The 17,071-nt window shown below is 72.7% G+C and carries 18 protein-coding genes; 11 read left to right on the forward strand and 7 right to left on the reverse strand.

Annotated elements, in window-relative coordinates; all coding sequences use genetic code 11:
* Positions 1 to 68: 68 nt before the first annotated feature.
* The 5 genes from lepB (AB0K10_RS03275) to AB0K10_RS03295 are packed head-to-tail and all read left to right on the forward strand — an operon-like array spanning position 69 to position 3,302.
* On the forward strand, positions 69 to 938 hold the full coding sequence (lepB, locus tag AB0K10_RS03275) for a signal peptidase I (protein ID WP_363679449.1): 870 nt from the start codon (positions 69 to 71) through the stop codon (positions 936 to 938).
* A 10-nt stretch (positions 939 to 948) separates the two neighbouring features.
* Positions 949 to 1,584, forward strand: a complete 636-nt coding sequence (gene lepB / locus AB0K10_RS03280; protein WP_363679451.1) for a signal peptidase I — start codon at positions 949 to 951, stop codon at positions 1,582 to 1,584.
* Between the two features lie 49 nt (positions 1,585 to 1,633).
* The gene (locus tag AB0K10_RS03285) at positions 1,634 to 2,176 is read left to right on the forward strand and encodes an NUDIX domain-containing protein (protein WP_363679453.1); all 543 of its coding nucleotides are present in this window, start codon (positions 1,634 to 1,636) and stop codon (positions 2,174 to 2,176) included.
* Positions 2,170 to 2,982, forward strand: a complete 813-nt coding sequence (locus AB0K10_RS03290; protein ID WP_363679455.1) for a ribonuclease HII — start codon at positions 2,170 to 2,172, stop codon at positions 2,980 to 2,982. Before AB0K10_RS03285 ends, AB0K10_RS03290 begins: the two co-directional genes overlap by 7 nt.
* Complete coding sequence (locus AB0K10_RS03295) at positions 2,979 to 3,302, forward strand: DUF2469 domain-containing protein (protein WP_007075222.1); 324 nt, start codon at positions 2,979 to 2,981, stop codon at positions 3,300 to 3,302. The genes AB0K10_RS03290 and AB0K10_RS03295 overlap by 4 nt, the downstream gene beginning before the upstream one ends.
* A gap of 54 nt (positions 3,303 to 3,356) precedes the next feature.
* Here the strand turns inward: AB0K10_RS03295 and AB0K10_RS03300 are convergent, their stop codons facing one another.
* On the reverse strand, positions 3,357 to 4,484 hold the full coding sequence (locus AB0K10_RS03300; RefSeq protein WP_363679457.1) for a sulfite oxidase: 1,128 nt from the start codon (positions 4,482 to 4,484) through the stop codon (positions 3,357 to 3,359).
* Between the two features lie 216 nt (positions 4,485 to 4,700).
* Here AB0K10_RS03300 and AB0K10_RS03305 point away from each other — a divergent pair, with 216 nt between their 5' ends.
* Entirely contained in the window at positions 4,701 to 5,399 is a 699-nt protein-coding gene (locus AB0K10_RS03305; protein ID WP_363679459.1) for a M23 family metallopeptidase, read from the forward strand.
* Here AB0K10_RS03305 and AB0K10_RS03310 read toward each other — a convergent pair.
* The 5 genes from AB0K10_RS03310 to AB0K10_RS03330 form a co-directional block, all read right to left on the reverse strand.
* Positions 5,320 to 6,501 (reverse strand): aminotransferase class V-fold PLP-dependent enzyme, encoded by a 1,182-nt coding sequence (locus tag AB0K10_RS03310; protein ID WP_363679461.1) that lies wholly within the window; start codon positions 6,499 to 6,501, stop codon positions 5,320 to 5,322. The two genes, AB0K10_RS03305 and AB0K10_RS03310, sit on opposite strands and share 80 nt — an antisense overlap.
* 44 nt (positions 6,502 to 6,545) lie before the next feature.
* Positions 6,546 to 7,730 (reverse strand): tyrosine-type recombinase/integrase, encoded by a 1,185-nt coding sequence (locus tag AB0K10_RS03315; RefSeq protein ID WP_363679463.1) that lies wholly within the window; start codon positions 7,728 to 7,730, stop codon positions 6,546 to 6,548.
* A gap of 161 nt (positions 7,731 to 7,891) precedes the next feature.
* Positions 7,892 to 9,079 (reverse strand): DNA-processing protein DprA, encoded by a 1,188-nt coding sequence (gene dprA / locus AB0K10_RS03320; protein WP_363679465.1) that lies wholly within the window; start codon positions 9,077 to 9,079, stop codon positions 7,892 to 7,894.
* Positions 9,076 to 10,596: a YifB family Mg chelatase-like AAA ATPase gene (locus tag AB0K10_RS03325; protein WP_363679467.1), complete on the reverse strand. Its 1,521-nt coding sequence runs from the start codon at positions 10,594 to 10,596 to the stop codon at positions 9,076 to 9,078. Before AB0K10_RS03325 ends, dprA begins: the two co-directional genes overlap by 4 nt.
* 30 nt (positions 10,597 to 10,626) lie before the next feature.
* A complete protein-coding gene (locus AB0K10_RS03330; protein WP_363679469.1) occupies positions 10,627 to 10,986 on the reverse strand; it encodes a YraN family protein in 360 nt (119 codons plus the stop codon).
* 353 nt (positions 10,987 to 11,339) lie between these two features.
* Between AB0K10_RS03330 and AB0K10_RS03335 the strand changes: the two genes are divergently transcribed.
* From AB0K10_RS03335 to frr, 5 genes are all read left to right on the forward strand, one after another.
* Positions 11,340 to 12,569 (forward strand): hypothetical protein, encoded by a 1,230-nt coding sequence (locus AB0K10_RS03335; protein ID WP_363679471.1) that lies wholly within the window; start codon positions 11,340 to 11,342, stop codon positions 12,567 to 12,569.
* A gap of 422 nt (positions 12,570 to 12,991) precedes the next feature.
* Positions 12,992 to 13,909 (forward strand): 30S ribosomal protein S2, encoded by a 918-nt coding sequence (gene rpsB / locus AB0K10_RS03340; RefSeq protein WP_363679473.1) that lies wholly within the window; start codon positions 12,992 to 12,994, stop codon positions 13,907 to 13,909.
* Positions 13,910 to 14,043: 134 nt separating this feature from the next.
* Positions 14,044 to 14,871, forward strand: a complete 828-nt coding sequence (tsf, locus tag AB0K10_RS03345) for a translation elongation factor Ts (protein ID WP_363679475.1) — start codon at positions 14,044 to 14,046, stop codon at positions 14,869 to 14,871.
* A gap of 162 nt (positions 14,872 to 15,033) precedes the next feature.
* Positions 15,034 to 15,801 (forward strand): UMP kinase, encoded by a 768-nt coding sequence (gene pyrH / locus AB0K10_RS03350; RefSeq protein WP_151490294.1) that lies wholly within the window; start codon positions 15,034 to 15,036, stop codon positions 15,799 to 15,801.
* Positions 15,802 to 15,888: 87 nt separating this feature from the next.
* Positions 15,889 to 16,446 (forward strand): ribosome recycling factor, encoded by a 558-nt coding sequence (gene frr, locus AB0K10_RS03355; RefSeq protein WP_007456584.1) that lies wholly within the window; start codon positions 15,889 to 15,891, stop codon positions 16,444 to 16,446.
* An 85-nt stretch (positions 16,447 to 16,531) separates the two neighbouring features.
* On the opposite strand, the gene AB0K10_RS03360 is transcribed toward frr, so the two are convergent.
* Positions 16,532 to 16,975 carry a hypothetical protein gene (locus tag AB0K10_RS03360; protein ID WP_363679478.1) on the reverse strand — a complete coding sequence of 148 codons (444 nt, stop codon included), beginning with the start codon at positions 16,973 to 16,975 and terminating at the stop codon, positions 16,532 to 16,534.
* Between the last annotated feature and the right edge of the window lie 96 nt (positions 16,976 to 17,071).

The raw sequence follows: 17,071 nt of genomic DNA on the forward strand, positions 1-17,071 counted from the left end.
TCCACTACCGCCCGTGGAGCCTCGACGAGGCTCCCGGGCGGTGGTGTTTCTGTGGACCGGGGAGTGGCGTGGTGCAGACGCTTGACGAGGACGGCACCGTCGATCCGTGGCGCCGGCGGGTGCGCCGCGGCCGCCGCCAGATGCCCCTCTGGCAGGAGCTTCCACTGCTACTGGTGGTGGCGTTCTGCCTCGCGGTGCTGATCCGCACGTTCCTGCTCCAGGCGTTCTTCATCCCGTCCGGTTCGATGGAGGACACCCTCCTGATCGGCGATCGGGTGCTGGTCAACAAGGTCGTCTACGACGTTCGGGATCCGGAGCGCGGCGAGGTGGTGGTGTTCCGGGGCACCGACCGCTGGGCGCCGCAGGTCGACGAGCAGCCGGAGCCCGGGTTCGCCGGCAAGGTGGCCCGCACCGTCGGGGATCTGGTCGGGGTGAGCCGTCCCGGCGAGAAGGACTTCATCAAGCGGGTGATCGGCGTGCCCGGTGACCGGGTGAAGTGCTGCGACTCCCAGGGCCGGGTCACCGTGAACGGGACCCCGCTCAACGAGCCGTACGTGCTGCGCGACTCCCCGCTGGATCTGCCACCGAATCCGCAGGAGTGCCGGTCCCGGCGCTTCGACGAGGTGGTCGTACCCCCGGGGCAGATCTTCGTGATGGGCGATCACCGCGAGGTCTCCCAGGACGCGCGCTGCCAGGGGCCGGTGCCGATCGACAACGTGGTCGGCCGGGCGTTCATGGTGGTCTGGCCGTCGTCGCGCTGGGCCGGGCTGTCGGTGCCGTCGACCTTCGACGACGTGGCCGCGCCGGCCACGGCCGCCTCCGGTGCGCCTCCGGTCCGGCCGTCCCCACAGGGCGGTGTGCTGCTGATACTCCCGTTGGTGGCCGCGCTGAGGGGTTCCCGCGCGTTCCGGACGGTGCCGTCCGGTCCGGCAACGTAGGCTCCTTGGCGTGATTGACGAGCAGACCGACAAGCCGCGCAGCTCCTTCTGGAAGGAACTGCCGATCCTGCTGGGTGTGGCGATCCTGGTCGCGGTGCTGGTCCGCGCCTTCGTGCTGCAGACCTTCTTCATCCCCTCCCCGTCCATGGAGAACACTCTCAAGATCGATGACCGGGTGTTGGTCAACAAGCTGGTCTACGACTTCCGCTCACCGCATCGCGGCGAGGTGATCGTGTTCAAGGCGCCCACCGAGTGGAGCGGCAACCCCGACGGTGAGGACTTCATCAAGCGGGTGATCGGCGTCGGCGGCGACCACGTGGTCTGCTGCGACCCGCAGGAACGGTTGATGATCAATGGAAAGTCGCTCGACGAGCCGTACATCTTCTCGATCGACGGGGTCCGCGACAAGCCGGCCGACCAGGAGTTCGACATCACCGTGCCGAAGGGGCGGCTGTGGGTGATGGGCGACCACCGGTCGGCCTCGGGTGACTCGCTGGAGCACTGGCAGCAGTCCAACCAGAACATCACCGAGGCCACCATCCCCGAGGGTGAGGTCGTCGGGCGGGCGTTCACCGTCTTCTGGCCCGTGAACAGGGCCACCTGGCTCACCGTGCCCGACGGGTTCGACGGCATCCCCAAGCCGTAGAACCGGCGGGGGCATGGGCGATCGACCGCGCGTCTGGCAGGCTGGTGCGGTGACCGTGAGCGCGAGGAGTGAGCTTGCGAGCCCCGCAGGCGCGAACAGTGCCGACCGTGTCTACACCCCTCGACGCGCGGCCCGGGTGCTGCTCGTCGACGGGGCCGGTCGGGTCCTGCTGTTCGCGGGCTTCGACCCGGCCCGCCCCGAGCATCGCTACTGGTTCACGCCGGGCGGCGGGCTCGACGAGGCGGAGTCCCCGGCGTCCGGCGCGGCACGGGAGCTGACCGAGGAGACCGGGCTGCGGGTCGCCCCCGCCGACCTGGGCGAGCCCGTCTTCTCCGACACGACCGAGTTTCCGTTCGACGGCGGCTGGTACCGCCAGGAGCAGGACTTCTTTCTGCTGCGGGTGCCGTCGTGGCAGGTCGACACCGTCGGCTTCACCGACGTCGAGCAGCGCAGCATCGCCGGTCACCGCTGGTGGTTGCCGGCCGAGCTGGCCGCCAGCGGCGACCGGTACTACCCGCCCGAGCTGACCGACCTGCTGGCCCGGCTCCTGCCGCCGGCCGCCGAGGCACGCTCCGAAGAGGGACCGTGCTGACCCCGCCGCGCACAGTCGTGCGCCGGGAAGCCGGCCTGTACGCGCTGGAGCGGGCGCTGCAACGGCGCGGCTTCCGGCACGTGGCCGGCGCCGACGAGGCCGGCCGGGGTGCCTGCGCCGGCCCGCTGGTCGCCGCCGCGGCGGTGCTGCCGGAGGGGCGACGCGGCGAGATCGACGGGCTGGCCGACTCCAAGCTGCTCACCCCGGCCAGCCGGGAGCGGGTGTACGCCGAGGTCGTGGACCGTGCCCTGGCGTACGCCGTGGTGGTCATCCCGGCCGACGAGGTCGACGCCCGGGGGCTGCACGTGTGCAACCTCGCCGCGATGCGCCGGGCGCTCGCCTCGCTCACCACCCGCCCGGAGTACGTGTTGACCGACGGCTTCGGCGTGGACGGTCTCGGGGTGCCGGGGCTCGCGGTGTGGAAGGGCGACCGGGTGGCCGCGTGTGTGGCGGCGGCCAGCGTGCTCGCCAAGGTCACCAGGGACCGGATCATGGTGGAGCTGGACGGGGTGTTCCCGTCGTACGGCTTCGCCGAGCACAAGGGCTACATCACCCCGGAGCACAGCGCGGCGCTGCGGGAGCACGGACCGTGCCGGGAGCACCGCTTCTCGTACGTCAATGTCGCCGCCGTCTCCGGCCGTGACGGCCGACCGCCGCGCGCCCGACGGCCCGTCGGCCCGGCGTCGGACGAGCCGATGGAGCGCTCCTGGGCGTCAGGGGGTACCGTCGGCGTGGCGTTGGGCGAGCAGGCTCGGCCTCCGGCGCCGGTGGGGGAAGATGTGGTCATGGAAGGCGGAGTGCGATGAGCGCGGAAGATCTCGAGAAGTACGAGACCGAGATGGAGCTGCAGCTCTACCGGGAGTACCGCGACATTGTCCGCCAGTTCTCCTACGTGGTGGAGACGGAGCGCCGGTTCTACCTGGCCAACCAGGTCGACCTGCACGTGCGCAACTCCGACGGCGAGGTCTACTTCGAGGTCGAGATGCACGACGCCTGGGTGTGGGACATGTATCGTCCGGCCCGCTTCGTGAAGAACGTCCGGGTGATGACCTTCAAGGACGTCAACGTCGAGGAGCTGGAGAAGCCCGACATCTCGCTGCCCGCCGACTCCGGCTTCGGCGGCTGACGACCCTCGGCCACGCCACGGTCCCCCCATCCGTGGCGCTGCCCACCGCGCCGGTCACTCGGCCGGCACCACGACCTCGACGCGCTGCACCAGGTTGTTGGCGAAGCCACCACGGTTCCACGGCTGCTCGACCGGCTGGGTCCGCCCGGACGCGTCGGTCGCCCGTGCGCTGAGGACGTACCGGCCGGGCGTCGCCGTCCACTCGTGTCGCCACCGCCGCCAGGCGAACTCCCCGCCCGTCGCCGGGTCCAGCTCGGCCGGCGCCCAGCTCGCCCCGCCGTCGACGCTCACCTCCACCGCGACCACCGGTGCGTGCCCCGACCACGCCCGACCGTCCAGAGTGCACGGTCCCGGAGGCAGCACCCGGCGGCGCGTCATGAAGTCGGGAAAGCCCGGCGGGCGGACCAGCGCGCGCGGCTCGATCCGGGTGACCGGCACGCCCGGGTCGTCGGCGTCGCGACGCAGCCGGTACGCCACCGCGTTCTGGTAGCCCTCGAACGGCTCCGTCCGGACCTCGATCGAGTGCAGCCACTTGACGTGCGCCATGCCGTACCAGCCCGGCACGATCAGCCGTAGCGGGGCGCCGTGCTGCGGCAGCAGGGGAGCGCCATTCATCTCGTACGCCAGCAGCACCTCCTCGCGCAGCGCGTCGGCCACCGGCAGCGCCCGCTGGTAGTCCTGCTCGACACCGCGCTCGACGCCGTGGTCGGCGCCGGTGAACACCACGTCGACCGCGTCGGCGCCCAGGCCCGCCTCGCGCAGCAGCGGAGCGAGGGGCGTGCCGGTCCACTCGGCGTTGCCTACCGCCTCGACCAGCCAGGGCTGGCTCACCGGCCGGGGATGCAGCAGAGCCCGGCCGTTGCCGGCGCACTCCAGGGTGACCCGGTGGGTTACCCGTGGTCGCTCGCGCACGTCGGCCAGGGTGACGGTCAGCGGCCTGTCGACCGCGCCGGCGAGCGTCAGGGCGTGCGTCGCCGGATCCACCTCCGGGATGTCGTAGTGGATCAGCAGATAGTGCAGCCCGGCCGGGGTGACGTCGTAGCGCAGCGCCTCCAGCGGAAGGCCGTGGTTGCGGGCGGCGAGCTGCAACTCGTCGGCACTGATCGCCTCGTCGGGGCCGGCGAGCCGCGACGGGCCGCTCACGTCGGCCGCCCTCGGCGTCCGGTCATCGACAGTGGTCATGCGCGGCCTCCCCGGTGCAGACGGCGGCACCCGCCGTACCCGGCCCAGCCTAGGCCCTGTCTGACCGCCCAGTGGTGGTGAGCTGGTCGGGCCGGGGGACAGCGTCCACCTAACAGATCACCGGAGCCGTTGGGTGGTCGTCCACAGCACCTCCGGTTGTCCACAGTTCCCTCGGTCGGGGTCGCGGACGCCCCGCCTCGGCCGGAGGCTGCCGTCATGCGACAGCCATTCGTCCGTTCGATCCGCCGCACACTGCTGCTCTGCGCCGCGCTTCCGTTCGCCCTGACCGTCCAGCTCTGCGGGCTGGCGGTGCTGGTGGCTGCGGTGCCGGGCCAACCACCGACGCCGATCGTGCCGGTCGCCGCCCGGACCGTCCCGGTCGCCGACCCGGCGACCACCGACCCGATGCCCACTGAACGGTTCCGCTGGCCGGTCGACGGGCCGCCTCGTCCGGTGCGCCGGTTCGACCCGCCGCCCCGACCGTGGCTGCCGGGGCACCGTGGCGTCGATCTGGCCGCCCCGGCCGGAGCGGTGGTCCGCAGCGCCGGGCCGGGCACCGTGCTCTTCGCCGGCCTGGTGGCCGGCCGCCCGGTGGTCACCGTGGGGCACACAAACGGGCTTCGGACCACCCACGAACCGGTTCAACCGGCGGTACGCCCCGGCCAGCCGGTCACCACCGGCACGCCGCTGGGCGAGCTGCTGCCCGGGCATCCGGGTTGCCCGGCCGAGGCGTGCCTGCACTGGGGCCTGCGGCGGGGCGAGGAATATCTCGACCCGCTGGCCCTGCTCGGCCTCGGCCCGGTGCGCCTGCTTCCGCTCGGTGAGCGGGGTCGGGTCAGCGCTGGGCGAGCAGCGCCGGCAGCCGCACGGCCAGCCGTTCGTACTCGTCGGCGGCGTTGTAGACCTGGCCGGTGAGCCGCAGCCATCCCCGGCCGGCCCAGCTCATCACCGCGACCTCGGCGGCGAGCCGCTCACCGATCCGCGCCTGCAACGCACGCGCCGCGTCGATCGTGGTGCCCGTGCCGGCCGGCAGCGGGATGAGACGCAGAGCCACCCCCGGCCCGCCGGGGTCGGGCAGATCGGAGGGCGCCACCCCCAGGGCGTCCCCCACCACCCGCTGGCCGTACGCGGCGAGCGCGGCGTTGTGCTCCCGGACCCGGTCGACGCCGAGGCTGCGCAGCGTGAACAGGCCCGCCGGGGCCGCCAGCCAGGAGGTGTAGTCGAGGGTGGCCTGCCATTCGATTCGGGCCGGGAAGCCGGCTTCCTGCTCCCACGAGACCACCAGTGGCTCGATCCGGTCCCGCCACTGCGGGGCCACCGCCAGCAGCGCGGTGCCGCGCGGGGCGTAGCCCCACTTGTGCAGGTTGCCCGCCCAGAAGTCCGCGCCGATGCTCGCGACCGTGGTGGAGAGCATGCCGGGGGCGTGTGCCGCGTCCACCAGGACGGGCACGCCGTTCTCGTGGGCCACCCCCACGATGGCGGCGATCGGGAAGAGCTTGGCGGTGGCGGAGGTGAGCTGGTCGACGACGAGCAGTCGCGTCTGCCCCGGGCGCAGGCCGGCCCGGATGATCTGCACGATCTCTTCGTCGGTGGCGGCCAGCGGGATGGGCAGAACGCGGCTGACCGCGCCGGTGCGGCGGCACTCCCGCTGGATGGCCAGGCTCACCGCCCCGTACCCGTGGTCGGTGCTGAGCACCTCGTCACCGGGTTGCAGGCCCACCGACTGGAGCACCACGGCGACGCCGGTGGTGGTGTTGCCGATCAGCGCACTGCCGTCCGGGTCGGCGCCCAGGAACCCGGCGAGATGCCGGCGGGTGTGCGCGATCCGGTCGACGAGCCCCTGGGTGAAAAAGCGCAGCGGGTTCGCCTCCATCTCGTCGCGCAGCCGCTGCTGAGCGCGCTGCACGCCGATCGGCACCGCGCCGAACGAGCCGTGGTTGAGATGGCTGACCGCCGGGTCCAGGGAGAAGAGCAGGCGGGCGCCCGGGATCGGCTCGGGGGGCTGCGGGACGCTCACCCGATGATCGTAACCGTCGAGCGGCCCGACCTCTCGGCCTCTGATCAGGCGCGGGGGTGTGCCTGCCGGTAGGCGGCGCGCAACCGTTCCACCGAGACGTGGGTGTAGATCTGCGTGCTGGCCAACGACGAGTGGCCGAGCAGCTCCTGCACGGCGCGCAGGTCGGCGCCGCCCTCCAGCAGGTGGGTGGCGGCGGAGTGGCGCAACCCGTGCGGGCTGGTGCGTGGGAGGCCGGCCGTCTCGGCGTACCCACCGACGATCTGTCGCGCCGTCGTCGGGTTGAGCCGGCCACCGCGGGCCCCGAGCAGCAGCGCGTCGTCGGAGCGGGGGATCGCCAGCACCGGTCGGCCCCCGCGCAGCCAGTCGTCCAACGCCCGCTGCGCGGGCACGCCGTAGGGCACCGCACGCTCCCGCCCGCCCTTGCCCAACACCCGGATCACCCGGCGGCCGTGGTCGACGTCCCCGACGTCCAGCCCGCACGCCTCGCTGACCCGCACGCCTGTCGCGTACAGCAGCTCCAGCAGCACCCGGTCGCGCAACAGCACCGCCTCGGCGGCCGCCGTATCCGTCGCGTCGACGGCGGCTCCCGTCGTCGCTGCCCCGGCCGGCGCCGCATCCGTTGTCGCCGTGTTGTCCGCAGTCTTTCCCGTCGTGGCCGTGGCGTCTGCGGTCTTCCCCGCCGTGGCCGTGGCATCCGTGGGCGCACCCGTCGCGGCCGTGTCATGGGCGGTCGTTCCGGTCGGGGTGGTGCCGTAGGCGGGCGGTTCCGTCGAGGTCGTGCCGTGTGCGGTCGTCGGCTTCCGGGCCGGTGCCTCCATCAGGGCGGCGGCCTGGTCGGCGCGGAGGACGCCGGGCAGCTCCCGGTGGGCACGAGGGCTGGCCAGTGCGGCGCCCACGTCGGCGGGGAGCAGCCCGGCGCGGTGCGCCCACGCGCTGAACGCCCGTGCCGAGGCGGCCCGGCGGGCCAGCGACGTACGGGCGGCGCCGGTGGTTCGTTGCCGGGCCAGCCAGCTCCGCAGCACCGAGAGGTCCAGCTCGGCCAGTTCCAGGCAGCCCATCCGCACGGCGTGGTCGAGCATCGCGACCACGTCGGTCACGTACGCGCGGACGGTGTGCGCCGACCGGTTGCGGACCTGGGCGAGGTGCTCGGCGAAGTCGTCGACCGCGTCCCGCAGCGCCGGCGGTAGCTCCTGGTGAGTGACCCGGGTGCCCCGGCTGGGCCGGCTCACGGCTGCCGCGCCGATGGGGGCGGCGCGGTGGTTGTCCGCCCCGCGGCCTGTGCACCCTCACTGACAGCTGGCACGGCACCAGCGTACGGCCGAGAGTCCCGCATAGCCGGCCACGCCAGCGTCGGCGTCACTCTGGTGCCGGTGTCGCCATCCGTGACCGCTCATGCACCGCCCTTCGGTTTGGTGGTCGGGGCGAGGGCGTAGCCGTCGTCGCGGCGCACCACCATGGACAGTTCCTCCAGCAACGACAGCTTGCGCAGCGCGGTACGCACGTTCAGGCCGGCGCGTGCGGCGAGCGCGTCCACACCCCGTACGCCCCGGCGGGGCAGCGCCTCCAACATCGACCGAGCGTCGTCGTCCAGGTCGTCGCCGGGCCGTTGCGGGCCACGGGCCAGCGGGGCCAGGTCCGCGCCGATCCGGCCTACCTCCTCGAGTACGTGCGCCAACCCGGTGACCAGCCGCGCCTTGGAGCACTCCCGTAGCAGCTCGTGGGCACCGACGGACATCGCCGAGGTCACCGGCCCGGGCACCACCATCGCGACCCGCCCGGTGTGGATGGCCCGCCGGGCGGTCTGCGTCGCGCCGCTGCGTGCCGACGCCTCCACCACGACGGTGCCGAGGGTGCCCCCGGCGATGACCCGGTTGCGGATCAGGAACCGGGGGCGTAGCGGCTCGGCACCGGGTGGCCACTCGCTGACCAGCAGCCCGGTGTCGGCGATCCGGTCGAAGAGCGCGGTGTTGCCCATGGGATAGGGCCGGTCCACCCCGCAGGCCAGCACCGCGACGGTCAACCCGCCGGCGTTGAGGGCACCCCGGTGCGCGGCGGCGTCGATGCCGAACGCGCCACCGGAGACGACTGTCCAGTCCCGCTCGGCCAGGCCGTACCCCAGTTCCGTGGCGACGTGCTGACCGTAACCGGTGGCCGCCCGCGCGCCGACCACCGCCACCGAGCGCTCCAACGCCTCGCCCAGCGGCCAGGCACCGCGTACCCAGAAGCAGAGCGGCGGCGCGGTCTCAACGTCCACCCGGCGGGTGCCGTCCGGCAATCGGAGCGTTTTCAGACCGTCGACCCGGGCCGGCCACTCCTCGTCGTCGGGGGTGACCAGGCGGGCGCCGAGCCGGTCGGCCCTCTCCAACGCTTCGGCGGCGACCGCCCGCGCGTCACCTGCGGCCGACCGGGCGGCCACCGTGCTGTGCAGCCAGCCATCGGGGCTGCCGCCGTCGAGCAACAGCTCCAGTGTCGCCACCGGACCCAGCCGGTCGACCAACTGGTGCACCGCACGGGTGCCCGGCTCGGCCAACCAGGTCAACGCCACCCGGGCCAGCCTGCTCTCCTTGTCGGCGCTCACGCCGCCTCCCCTGTCCGTAGTTGGATCGCCTCTCGTACGTCCTCGCGGTCGGGCCGGTCCCGGCCGTCCAGGTCCGCGATGGTCCACGCCATCCGGATCACCCGGTCGAAGCCCCGCGCCGAGAGCGAGCCCGAGTCGAGCCGGCCGCGCAGCTCGGCGGTGACCAGCGCCGGTAGTCGCCACGGCGGGCGGCGCAGGAGCGGGCCGTCCACCTCGGCGTTGAGTCGCCGTCCGAGGCCGGCCCAGCGGCTGGCCGCCGCGCGACGGGCCGCAGCGACCCGGGTGGCGACTGTGGCCGAGGACTCGGCGTCGCCACCGGACGCCATCAGCTCTGCCGCCCGCACGGGCATCAGCCGCACCTGCACGTCGATCCGGTCGAGCAACGGCCCGGAGAGCTTGCCCAGGTAGCGGCGGCGGGCCAGCGGCGAGCACTCGCAGTACGAGTCGCCGGACGGCTTCGCGCAGGGGCACGGATTGGCGGCCAGCACCAGTTGGGTGCGGGCCGGGTACTCGGTGCCGCCCCCGCTGCGGCTGAGGAGGATGCGACCGTCCTCCAGCGGCTGGCGCAGCGCCTCCAGCGCGCCCTTGCTGAACTCCGGCGCCTCGTCCAGAAAGAGCACCCCACGGTGGGCCAGGGACACCGCGCCGGGGCGGGCCATCCCGGAACCGCCGCCGACGAGGGACGGGACCGTCGCGGTGTGGTGCGGTGCCTGGAAAGGCGGGCGGCGCAGCAGTCGACCGCCCGGCGGCAACAGCCCGGCGATCGAGTGCAGCGCGGTCACCTCCAGCGCCGCGTCGTCGTCCAGCTCGGGCAGGAGTGACGGCAGCCGCTCGGCAAGCATCGTCTTGCCCGCACCGGGAGGGCCGAGCAGAGCGATGTGGTGCCCACCCGCCGCGGCGACCTCCAGCGCGCGCCGGCCCAGCGCCTGCCCGGCGACCTCGGCGAGGTCCGGGCCGACGGGAGCCGGTGCCGGGGCGTCCGGCGGTGGTTCGATCAGCGGAGTGCCGTCGCGCACGAAGGCGACCAACCGGTGCAGCGTGTCCACCGCTCGCACCCGTACACCGGGGATGACCGCGGCCTCGGCGGCGTTGCCGGTCGGCACGATGACCCGCTCGACGCCGGCCCTGGCGGCAGCGGCGACCATCGGCAGCACCCCGCGCACCGGTCGGACCGTCCCGTCCAGGCCCAGCTCGCCGAGGACCACGACACCCTCCAGCGGAAGCAGCGGCAGCTCACCCGAGCCGCCCAGTAGCGCGGCGGCGATGGCCAGGTCGAACGCCGAGCCGAACTTCGGCAGCGTCGCGGGCAGCAGGTTCAGCGTGATCCGCCGGTTCGGCCAGCGTTGACCCGAGTTGACGACGGCGGCGCGGACCCGGTCGCGGGCCTCGTGCAGGGCGGTGTCCGGCAGGCCGGAGATCACCACGGCCGGCAGGCCGGCGGCCAGATCCGCCTCGACCTCGACGAGGTGGCCGGTGACGCCGACCAGCCCCACGCAGAGCACCTTCGCGTAGCTCACGGCGCGTCACCGATCCGTCGGCGGCGCATCTCAGAACGCGCCCTTCAGGTGGTCGACCTGCGCGGGACCGGCGTCGGGCAGTCGTACCGACAGCACGTCGAACCGCACCTCGTCGGCGCTCGTGCCGGTCTCGGCGAGCCAGCGCGCGGCGAGCCCGCGCAGGCGACGGGCCTTGGCCGGTACGACGGCCTCGGCCGGTGTGCCGAACATGTCGCCCCGACGCGTCTTCACCTCGCAGAACGCGAGCACCGGCCCGTCCCAGGCGATGATGTCGATCTCGCCCTGCGGGCAGCGCCAGTTCCGGACGATCGGGCGTAGCCCCGCCTCGCTCAGGTGCTGGGCGGCGCACCGCTCGCCGTACGCGCCGACCGCCTGGTTCCGCTTCGTCATGGCCGCGACGCTGCCCGTCCGGGTACGCGCGTCGCGACCCGGCGACGGCCCGGCTGTGGACGACGGGTGACCTGTGGACAACCGGACGATCAAGCCCGCGCTGTGCTAGGGCCTGAGCCTCGGACCGAGGGCGGCAGCACGGGCTGGCCGCGCTCCATTTGGGCCCGCCTTGATCAGGTGATGAGAAATAGGTGTCAGGACCGCTGCCGACCTACTTTTCATCACCTGATCAAGGCACCGCAGCGCCGCAGCGCTATCCGAAGGCACCTCGTGCCCCACGCTTCCGGGCGTTCGGCGGGCGGCCGGGCGGGCTGAAATGGCGCGGGCGTGGGCTGTCGCATACGGTGCCTGACGTGGACGGACGACGGAGCTTTCCGGAAGATCAGGAGTCGCGCTGGTACTCCGACGAGCGGGCTCGCGGTTACGGCGATTCCGAGTGGCGCGGTGCGGGTGAGCCGCGATACCGGGACAGCGAGATCCCCGACCAGCGCGGCGTGGACGACAGCCGGTCCCTGGAGGACACCGGCGCCGGCCGACGCCGGGAGCCGGATTCGGGGCGTTTCGGCGGTACGCCGGAGCCGGGCTCGGGCCGCTTCGGTGCGGTGGACGCGGGCCGCTTCGGCGGTACGCCCGAGTCGGACTCGGGTCGTCTGAGCGCGCTGGACGTGGGCCGGCCGGAGCCGGACTCGGGTCGTCTGAGCGCGCTGGACGTAGGCCGGCCGGAGTCGGACTCGGGTCGTCTGAGCGCGCGGGAGGTGGGCCGGCCCGAGTCGGACTCCGGGCGGTTTCGCGCCGTCGACGCCCAGCCCGGGAGGTTCGGCGGCACCGAGCCCGACTCGGGACGCTTCGGCGCGGTCGACCCGCTGGGTGACGCGCGTACGGACGGGGACGGTTACCGGGCGACGCGCTCGCGCCGAGCGGATCGGGACCCCTCGGAGATCTCGGGTGAGCTGCCCGGTCGTCGGGCCGCCCGAGAGTCGCTGACCACCGCAACGCCGGAAGCCGCTCGAGACGCCGGGCCAGCGGCCCTTCGAGACACCGGGCCAGCGGCCCTCCGAGACACCGTGCCAGCCGCCCCCGGAGACACCGGGCCGGCAGCCGGGATGCTCGCCGACCCGGCCCGGCCCGCCCCGCTCGCCGGATATCCGATCATCGAGCCGACCCGGGGCGGTGGGGAGCAACCGCACCCGCTGGAGATGCCGACCGGCCCGATGCCGGGGATCGGCCCCCGTCCCGACCTGCCCGTTGGCGAGCCTCCGGCGTACCCCTCGCCGGCCGACGGTGTCTACCGGACCCGCCGGCCGGCGTTGGCCGCGCTCTTCGCCCTGCTGGCGTTGATCTTCGAGGTTCCGGCGCTGCGGGTGTTGCTGGCGGGCGTGACAGGCGACCCGCTGGACTCCGGCAACGTCGTGGTGGGGATCTGCCTGGTCGCCGGGCTGCCGATCTTCGCATCGGGGCTGTACGGGCTCAGAACCGGCGGACTGGCGCTCTCCGACAGCGGGCGGGGCTGGTTGCGCCCTCCGACGGCGTACCTGACCGTCGGCCTGGTGCTCTTCGTCGCCGCCGCCCTCGCCGCCGGCTGACCCCGCGCGGCCGACCCGCCGGCTGACCCCGCGCGGACGACCCGCCGGGCGACCTCGCGCAGCGACCCACCGGCTGACCCCGCGCGGACGACCCGCCGGGCGACCTCGCGCAGCGACCCACCGGCTGACCCCGCGCGGACGACCCGCCGGCTGACCCCGCGCAGCCGGCCCGGCGCCTCATCCCCGCGCCACCACCCCGCCGCGCGCACCCGGAGGTCGGGGGGCGGGGAAGGGGCGTACACTGGCCAACTGGCGACCGCCTCGCGCGGTCGACCTCGCGCGCCCTCTTCACGAATCGTCGTGGAGCGACGGCCTCCCTGGTCCCGATCTTGATCGGGTCCACCATGGGTCGGCGACCAGGCGCCAGGACGCCCGGCCACCGGCCGGGCGTGACAACCAGGGATCTTGAGGAGTACCCACCCATGGCCGTCGTGACCATGCGTCAGCTGCTGGAGAGCGGTGTCCACTTCGGGCACCAGACCCGGCGCTGGAACCCGAAGATGAAGCGCTTCATCATGACCGAGCGCAACGGCATCTACATCATCGACCTGCGCCAGACTCTCGACTACATCGAGAAGGCGTACGAGTTCGTGCGTGGAACCGTCGCGGAGGGTGGCAGCATCCTCTTCGTCGGCACCAAGAAGCAGGCCCAGGAGGCCATCGCCGAGCAGGCGACCCGGGTCGGTCAGCCGTACGTCAACCACCGCTGGCTCGGTGGCATGCTGACCAACTTCCAGACGGTGTACAAGCGGCTCCAGCGGATGAAGGAGCTGGAGGGTCTGGGTGACCTCAGCGGCACCGCCGCCGGTTACACCAAGAAGGAGACCCTGCAGCTCTCCCGCGAGAAGATCAAGCTGACCCGCACGCTGGGTGGTCTGCGGGACATGCAGAAGCTGCCGGCCGCGGTCTGGATCGTCGACACCAAGAAGGAGCACATCGCCGTCGACGAGGCCCGCAAGCTGGGCATCCCGGTGATCGCCGTCCTCGACACCAACTGTGACCCGGACGAGGTCGACTTCCCGATCCCGGGTAACGACGACGCGATCCGCTCGGCCGAGCTGCTGACCAAGGTCGTCGCTGCCGCCGTCGCGGACGGTCTGATCGCGCGTTCCGGCCGTCGCCGGGGCAACGACGAGAAGCCCGAGGGTGTCGCGAGCGACGAGCCGCTGACCGAGTGGGAGCGCGAGCTGCTGGAGCCGAAGAAGGCTGACGAGTCGGCCGCCCCGGCCGAGCAGCCCGCCGCTGCCGCCGCCGAGCAGCCCGCCGCCGAGCAGGCCGCCACCCCGGAGCAGCCGGCGCAGGCCGCCACCGAGCAGCCGGCGGCCGCCACCGCGGAGTGACCCGTACCGTCGCTGCCCGCCGTCCGTTTTCGCGAACGGCGGGCAGTGGCGGTACGCCGGGCACGATCCGCCCGGATCCGGGTAACCGGCACCTCTGACCATCCACACGCCGTCTCAACACCGAAGAGAGAGCCATGTCCCAAATCACCGCCGCGGACGTCAAGAAGCTCCGCGACCTCACCGGCGCCGGCATGATGGACAGCAAGAAGGCGCTGACCGAGGCCGAGGGCGACTTCGACAAGGCCATCGAGATCCTGCGCGTCAAGGGCGCCAAGGACGTCGGCAAGCGGGCCGGCCGTACGGCCGCCAACGGCCTGGTCGCCCACTCCGGCAAGGCGCTTCTCGAGCTCAACTGCGAGACCGACTTCGTCGCCAAGACCGACTCGTTCATCGCGCTGGCCCAGCAGCTGGTGGAGCACGGCGAGCGTACCGGCGTGAACAGCGCCGAGGAGCTGCTCGCCTCCGAGCTCGACGGCAAGGTCGTCGCGGACCTGGTCCAGGAGCAGTCCGCCAAGATCGGCGAGAAGCTGGTGCTCAACCGGTTCGCCAAGGTCGAGGGCACCACCGCGGTCTACCTGCACCGCAAGGCGCAGGACCTGCCGCCGGCCGTCGGCGTGCTGGTGTCGTACACCGGCAAGTCCGACGAGGCGGGCGACGCCGACGCCCGTGGGGTCGCCATGCAGATCGCCGCCATGCGGCCGAAGTACCTCACCCGGGACGAGGTTCCGGCCGAGGTCGTCGAGTCCGAGCGGCGCATCGCCGAGCAGACCGCCCGCGAGGAGAACAAGCCCGAGGCGGCCCTGCCGAAGATCGTCGACGGTCGGGTGAACTCCTTCTTCAAGGACTACGTCCTCGTCGAGCAGTCGTCCGTGGCCGACAACAAGAAGACCGTGAAGCAGGTGCTGGCCGAGGCCGGCATCGAGGTCACCCGCTTCGTGCGGTTCGAGGTCGGCCAGGCCTGAGCCGCCACCGGGCGCCGCGTGCGCCCGTGGGCAGGAGACGTCGACGAGGAGGCCGCCGGTGTACGTGACAGGCACCGCGGCCTCCTCGTCACATAGGGTCGGCAGCGGCAGGTTCGCGGTAACGCGTCGCGCGGGGCGTGCGCGTGGGGGAAGGCGGGGCGGATGACGCAGGTTGTGAGTGACCGGACGCTGGCGGTGGACGATCCGACGGCGCCGCCGCCGGGGCGGGCCCGCCGGGTGGTGCTGAAGCTCTCCGGTGAGGTGTTCGGTGGTGGCGCGATAGGCGTCGACCCGGATGTCGTGCAGGCCATCGCCCGGCAGATCGCCACCGTGGTCCGTCGCGGGGTGCAGGTCTCCGTGGTGGTCGGTGGGGGCAACTTCTTCCGCGGCGCGGAGCTGCAGAAGCGCGGGATGGACCGCGCCCGCGCCGACTACATGGGCATGCTCGGCACCGTGATGAACTGCCTCGCGCTGCAGGACTTCCTGGAGAAGGAGGGCATCGAGACCCGGGTGCAGAGCGCCATCACGATGGCCCAGGTCGCCGAGCCGTACATCCCGCTGCGGGCGATCCGGCACCTGGAGAAGGGCCGTGTGGTCATCTTCGGCGCTGGCGCGGGCATGCCGTACTTCTCCACCGACACCGTGGCCGCCCAGCGGGCGCTGGAGATCCGGGCCGACGTGGTGCTGATGAGCAAGAACGGGGTGGACGGCGTCTACACCGCCGACCCGCGGATCGACCCCACCGCCAGCAAGCTCGACTCGATCACCTTCTCCGAGGTGCTGCGCCGCAACCTGCGGGTGGCCGACGCCGCAGCGTTCAGCCTCTGCATGGAGAACGGCCTGCCGATGCTGGTCTTCGGTGCGCAGGGTGACGACACCATCATCCGCGCGGTGGGTGGCGACAAGATCGGCACCCTGATCACCGCCTGAGCCCGCCCCGCCCGGGGCGACGGCCACGGCGGTCCTGACGACTTTCAGCAGAGCCCACGACGAGCACAGAAGGAGGCGAGGAGACCGGTGATCGACGACACCCTCCTCGAGGCCGAGGAGAAGATGGAGCGTGCGGTTGAGCACGCCAAGGAGGAGTTCGGCGCCATCCGTACCGGTCGCGCCAACGCCGCCATGTTCTCCAAGGTCATCATCGACTACTACGGCACGCCCACGCCGCTGACCCAGATGGCGTCGATCGCGGTCCCCGAGCCGCGGATGGCCATCATCAAGCCGTACGACAACTCGCAGATCAACGCGATGGAGAAGGCGATCCGCGACTCGGACCTCGGGGTCAACCCGAACAACGAGGGCAACCAGTTGCGCATCCTGCTCCCGCAGATGACCGAGGAGCGCCGCCGCGACATGATCAAGGTGGCCAAGAACAAGGGCGAGGAGGCCAAGGTGGCCATCCGCAACGTCCGCCGCCGCGGCAAGGAGGAGCTGGACCGGATCGTCAAGGACGGCGAGGCCGGCGAGGACGACGGCCGCCGCGCCGAGAAGGAACTCGACGATCTGACCCAGCGGTACGTCGCCAACATCGACGACCTGGTCAAGCACAAGGAGACCGAGCTGTTGGAGGTCTGAGGCCGCACCCGGCGTACGCCGGGTGAGCAGCAGCCGACGTGAGGCCCGCCCCCGATCCGGGGACGGGCCTCGTGCCGTCCGCGCGTCAGCGGGGGATCCGGACGCTCCGGGTCGTCTCGGTCAGGGTCGTTCCGACGTACGCGTCGTGCAGTTCGAAGCGCACTGTCGCCCGACCCGGGTGCAGCACCGGGCCACCCCGGTAGAAACCCATCGAGATGCTGGCCGTGCCGCCGTCGCAGACGATCTCGCCGGCGCCGAGGCCGCCGGTGGCCCAGTAGGTCGGCAGGCCGTCCTGGGTCAGTGACGCCGACAGGAAGTACACGCCGGCCGGGCAGTTGCGCACCTCCCCCCGGGCGATCGTGGCCGGGAACGCCGGCCCGGTTCCGTCAGGGCTTCCGTCGTACAGGTAGATCTCGCTGGTGCGGTGGTCGATCCTGATGCTGGCGTTCCGTGTCGCCGCGGTGGCTGGTGAGGCCACCGCCAGGACGAGTGCGGCCATCGTCAACACCGCCAGGCTGATTCTGCGCACGAGCGCTCCTTCCCCGTTGATGTGGTGCAAGCCGCCGGCGGATGCCGGCACACCGACAGCCGACCATCGATGGGCGGCGCGAGTCATCCCCTGTTC

Origin of the sequence: Micromonospora sp. NPDC049274 (assembly GCF_040678875.1) — a bacterium.
Lineage (GTDB): Bacteria > Actinomycetota > Actinomycetes > Mycobacteriales > Micromonosporaceae > Micromonospora.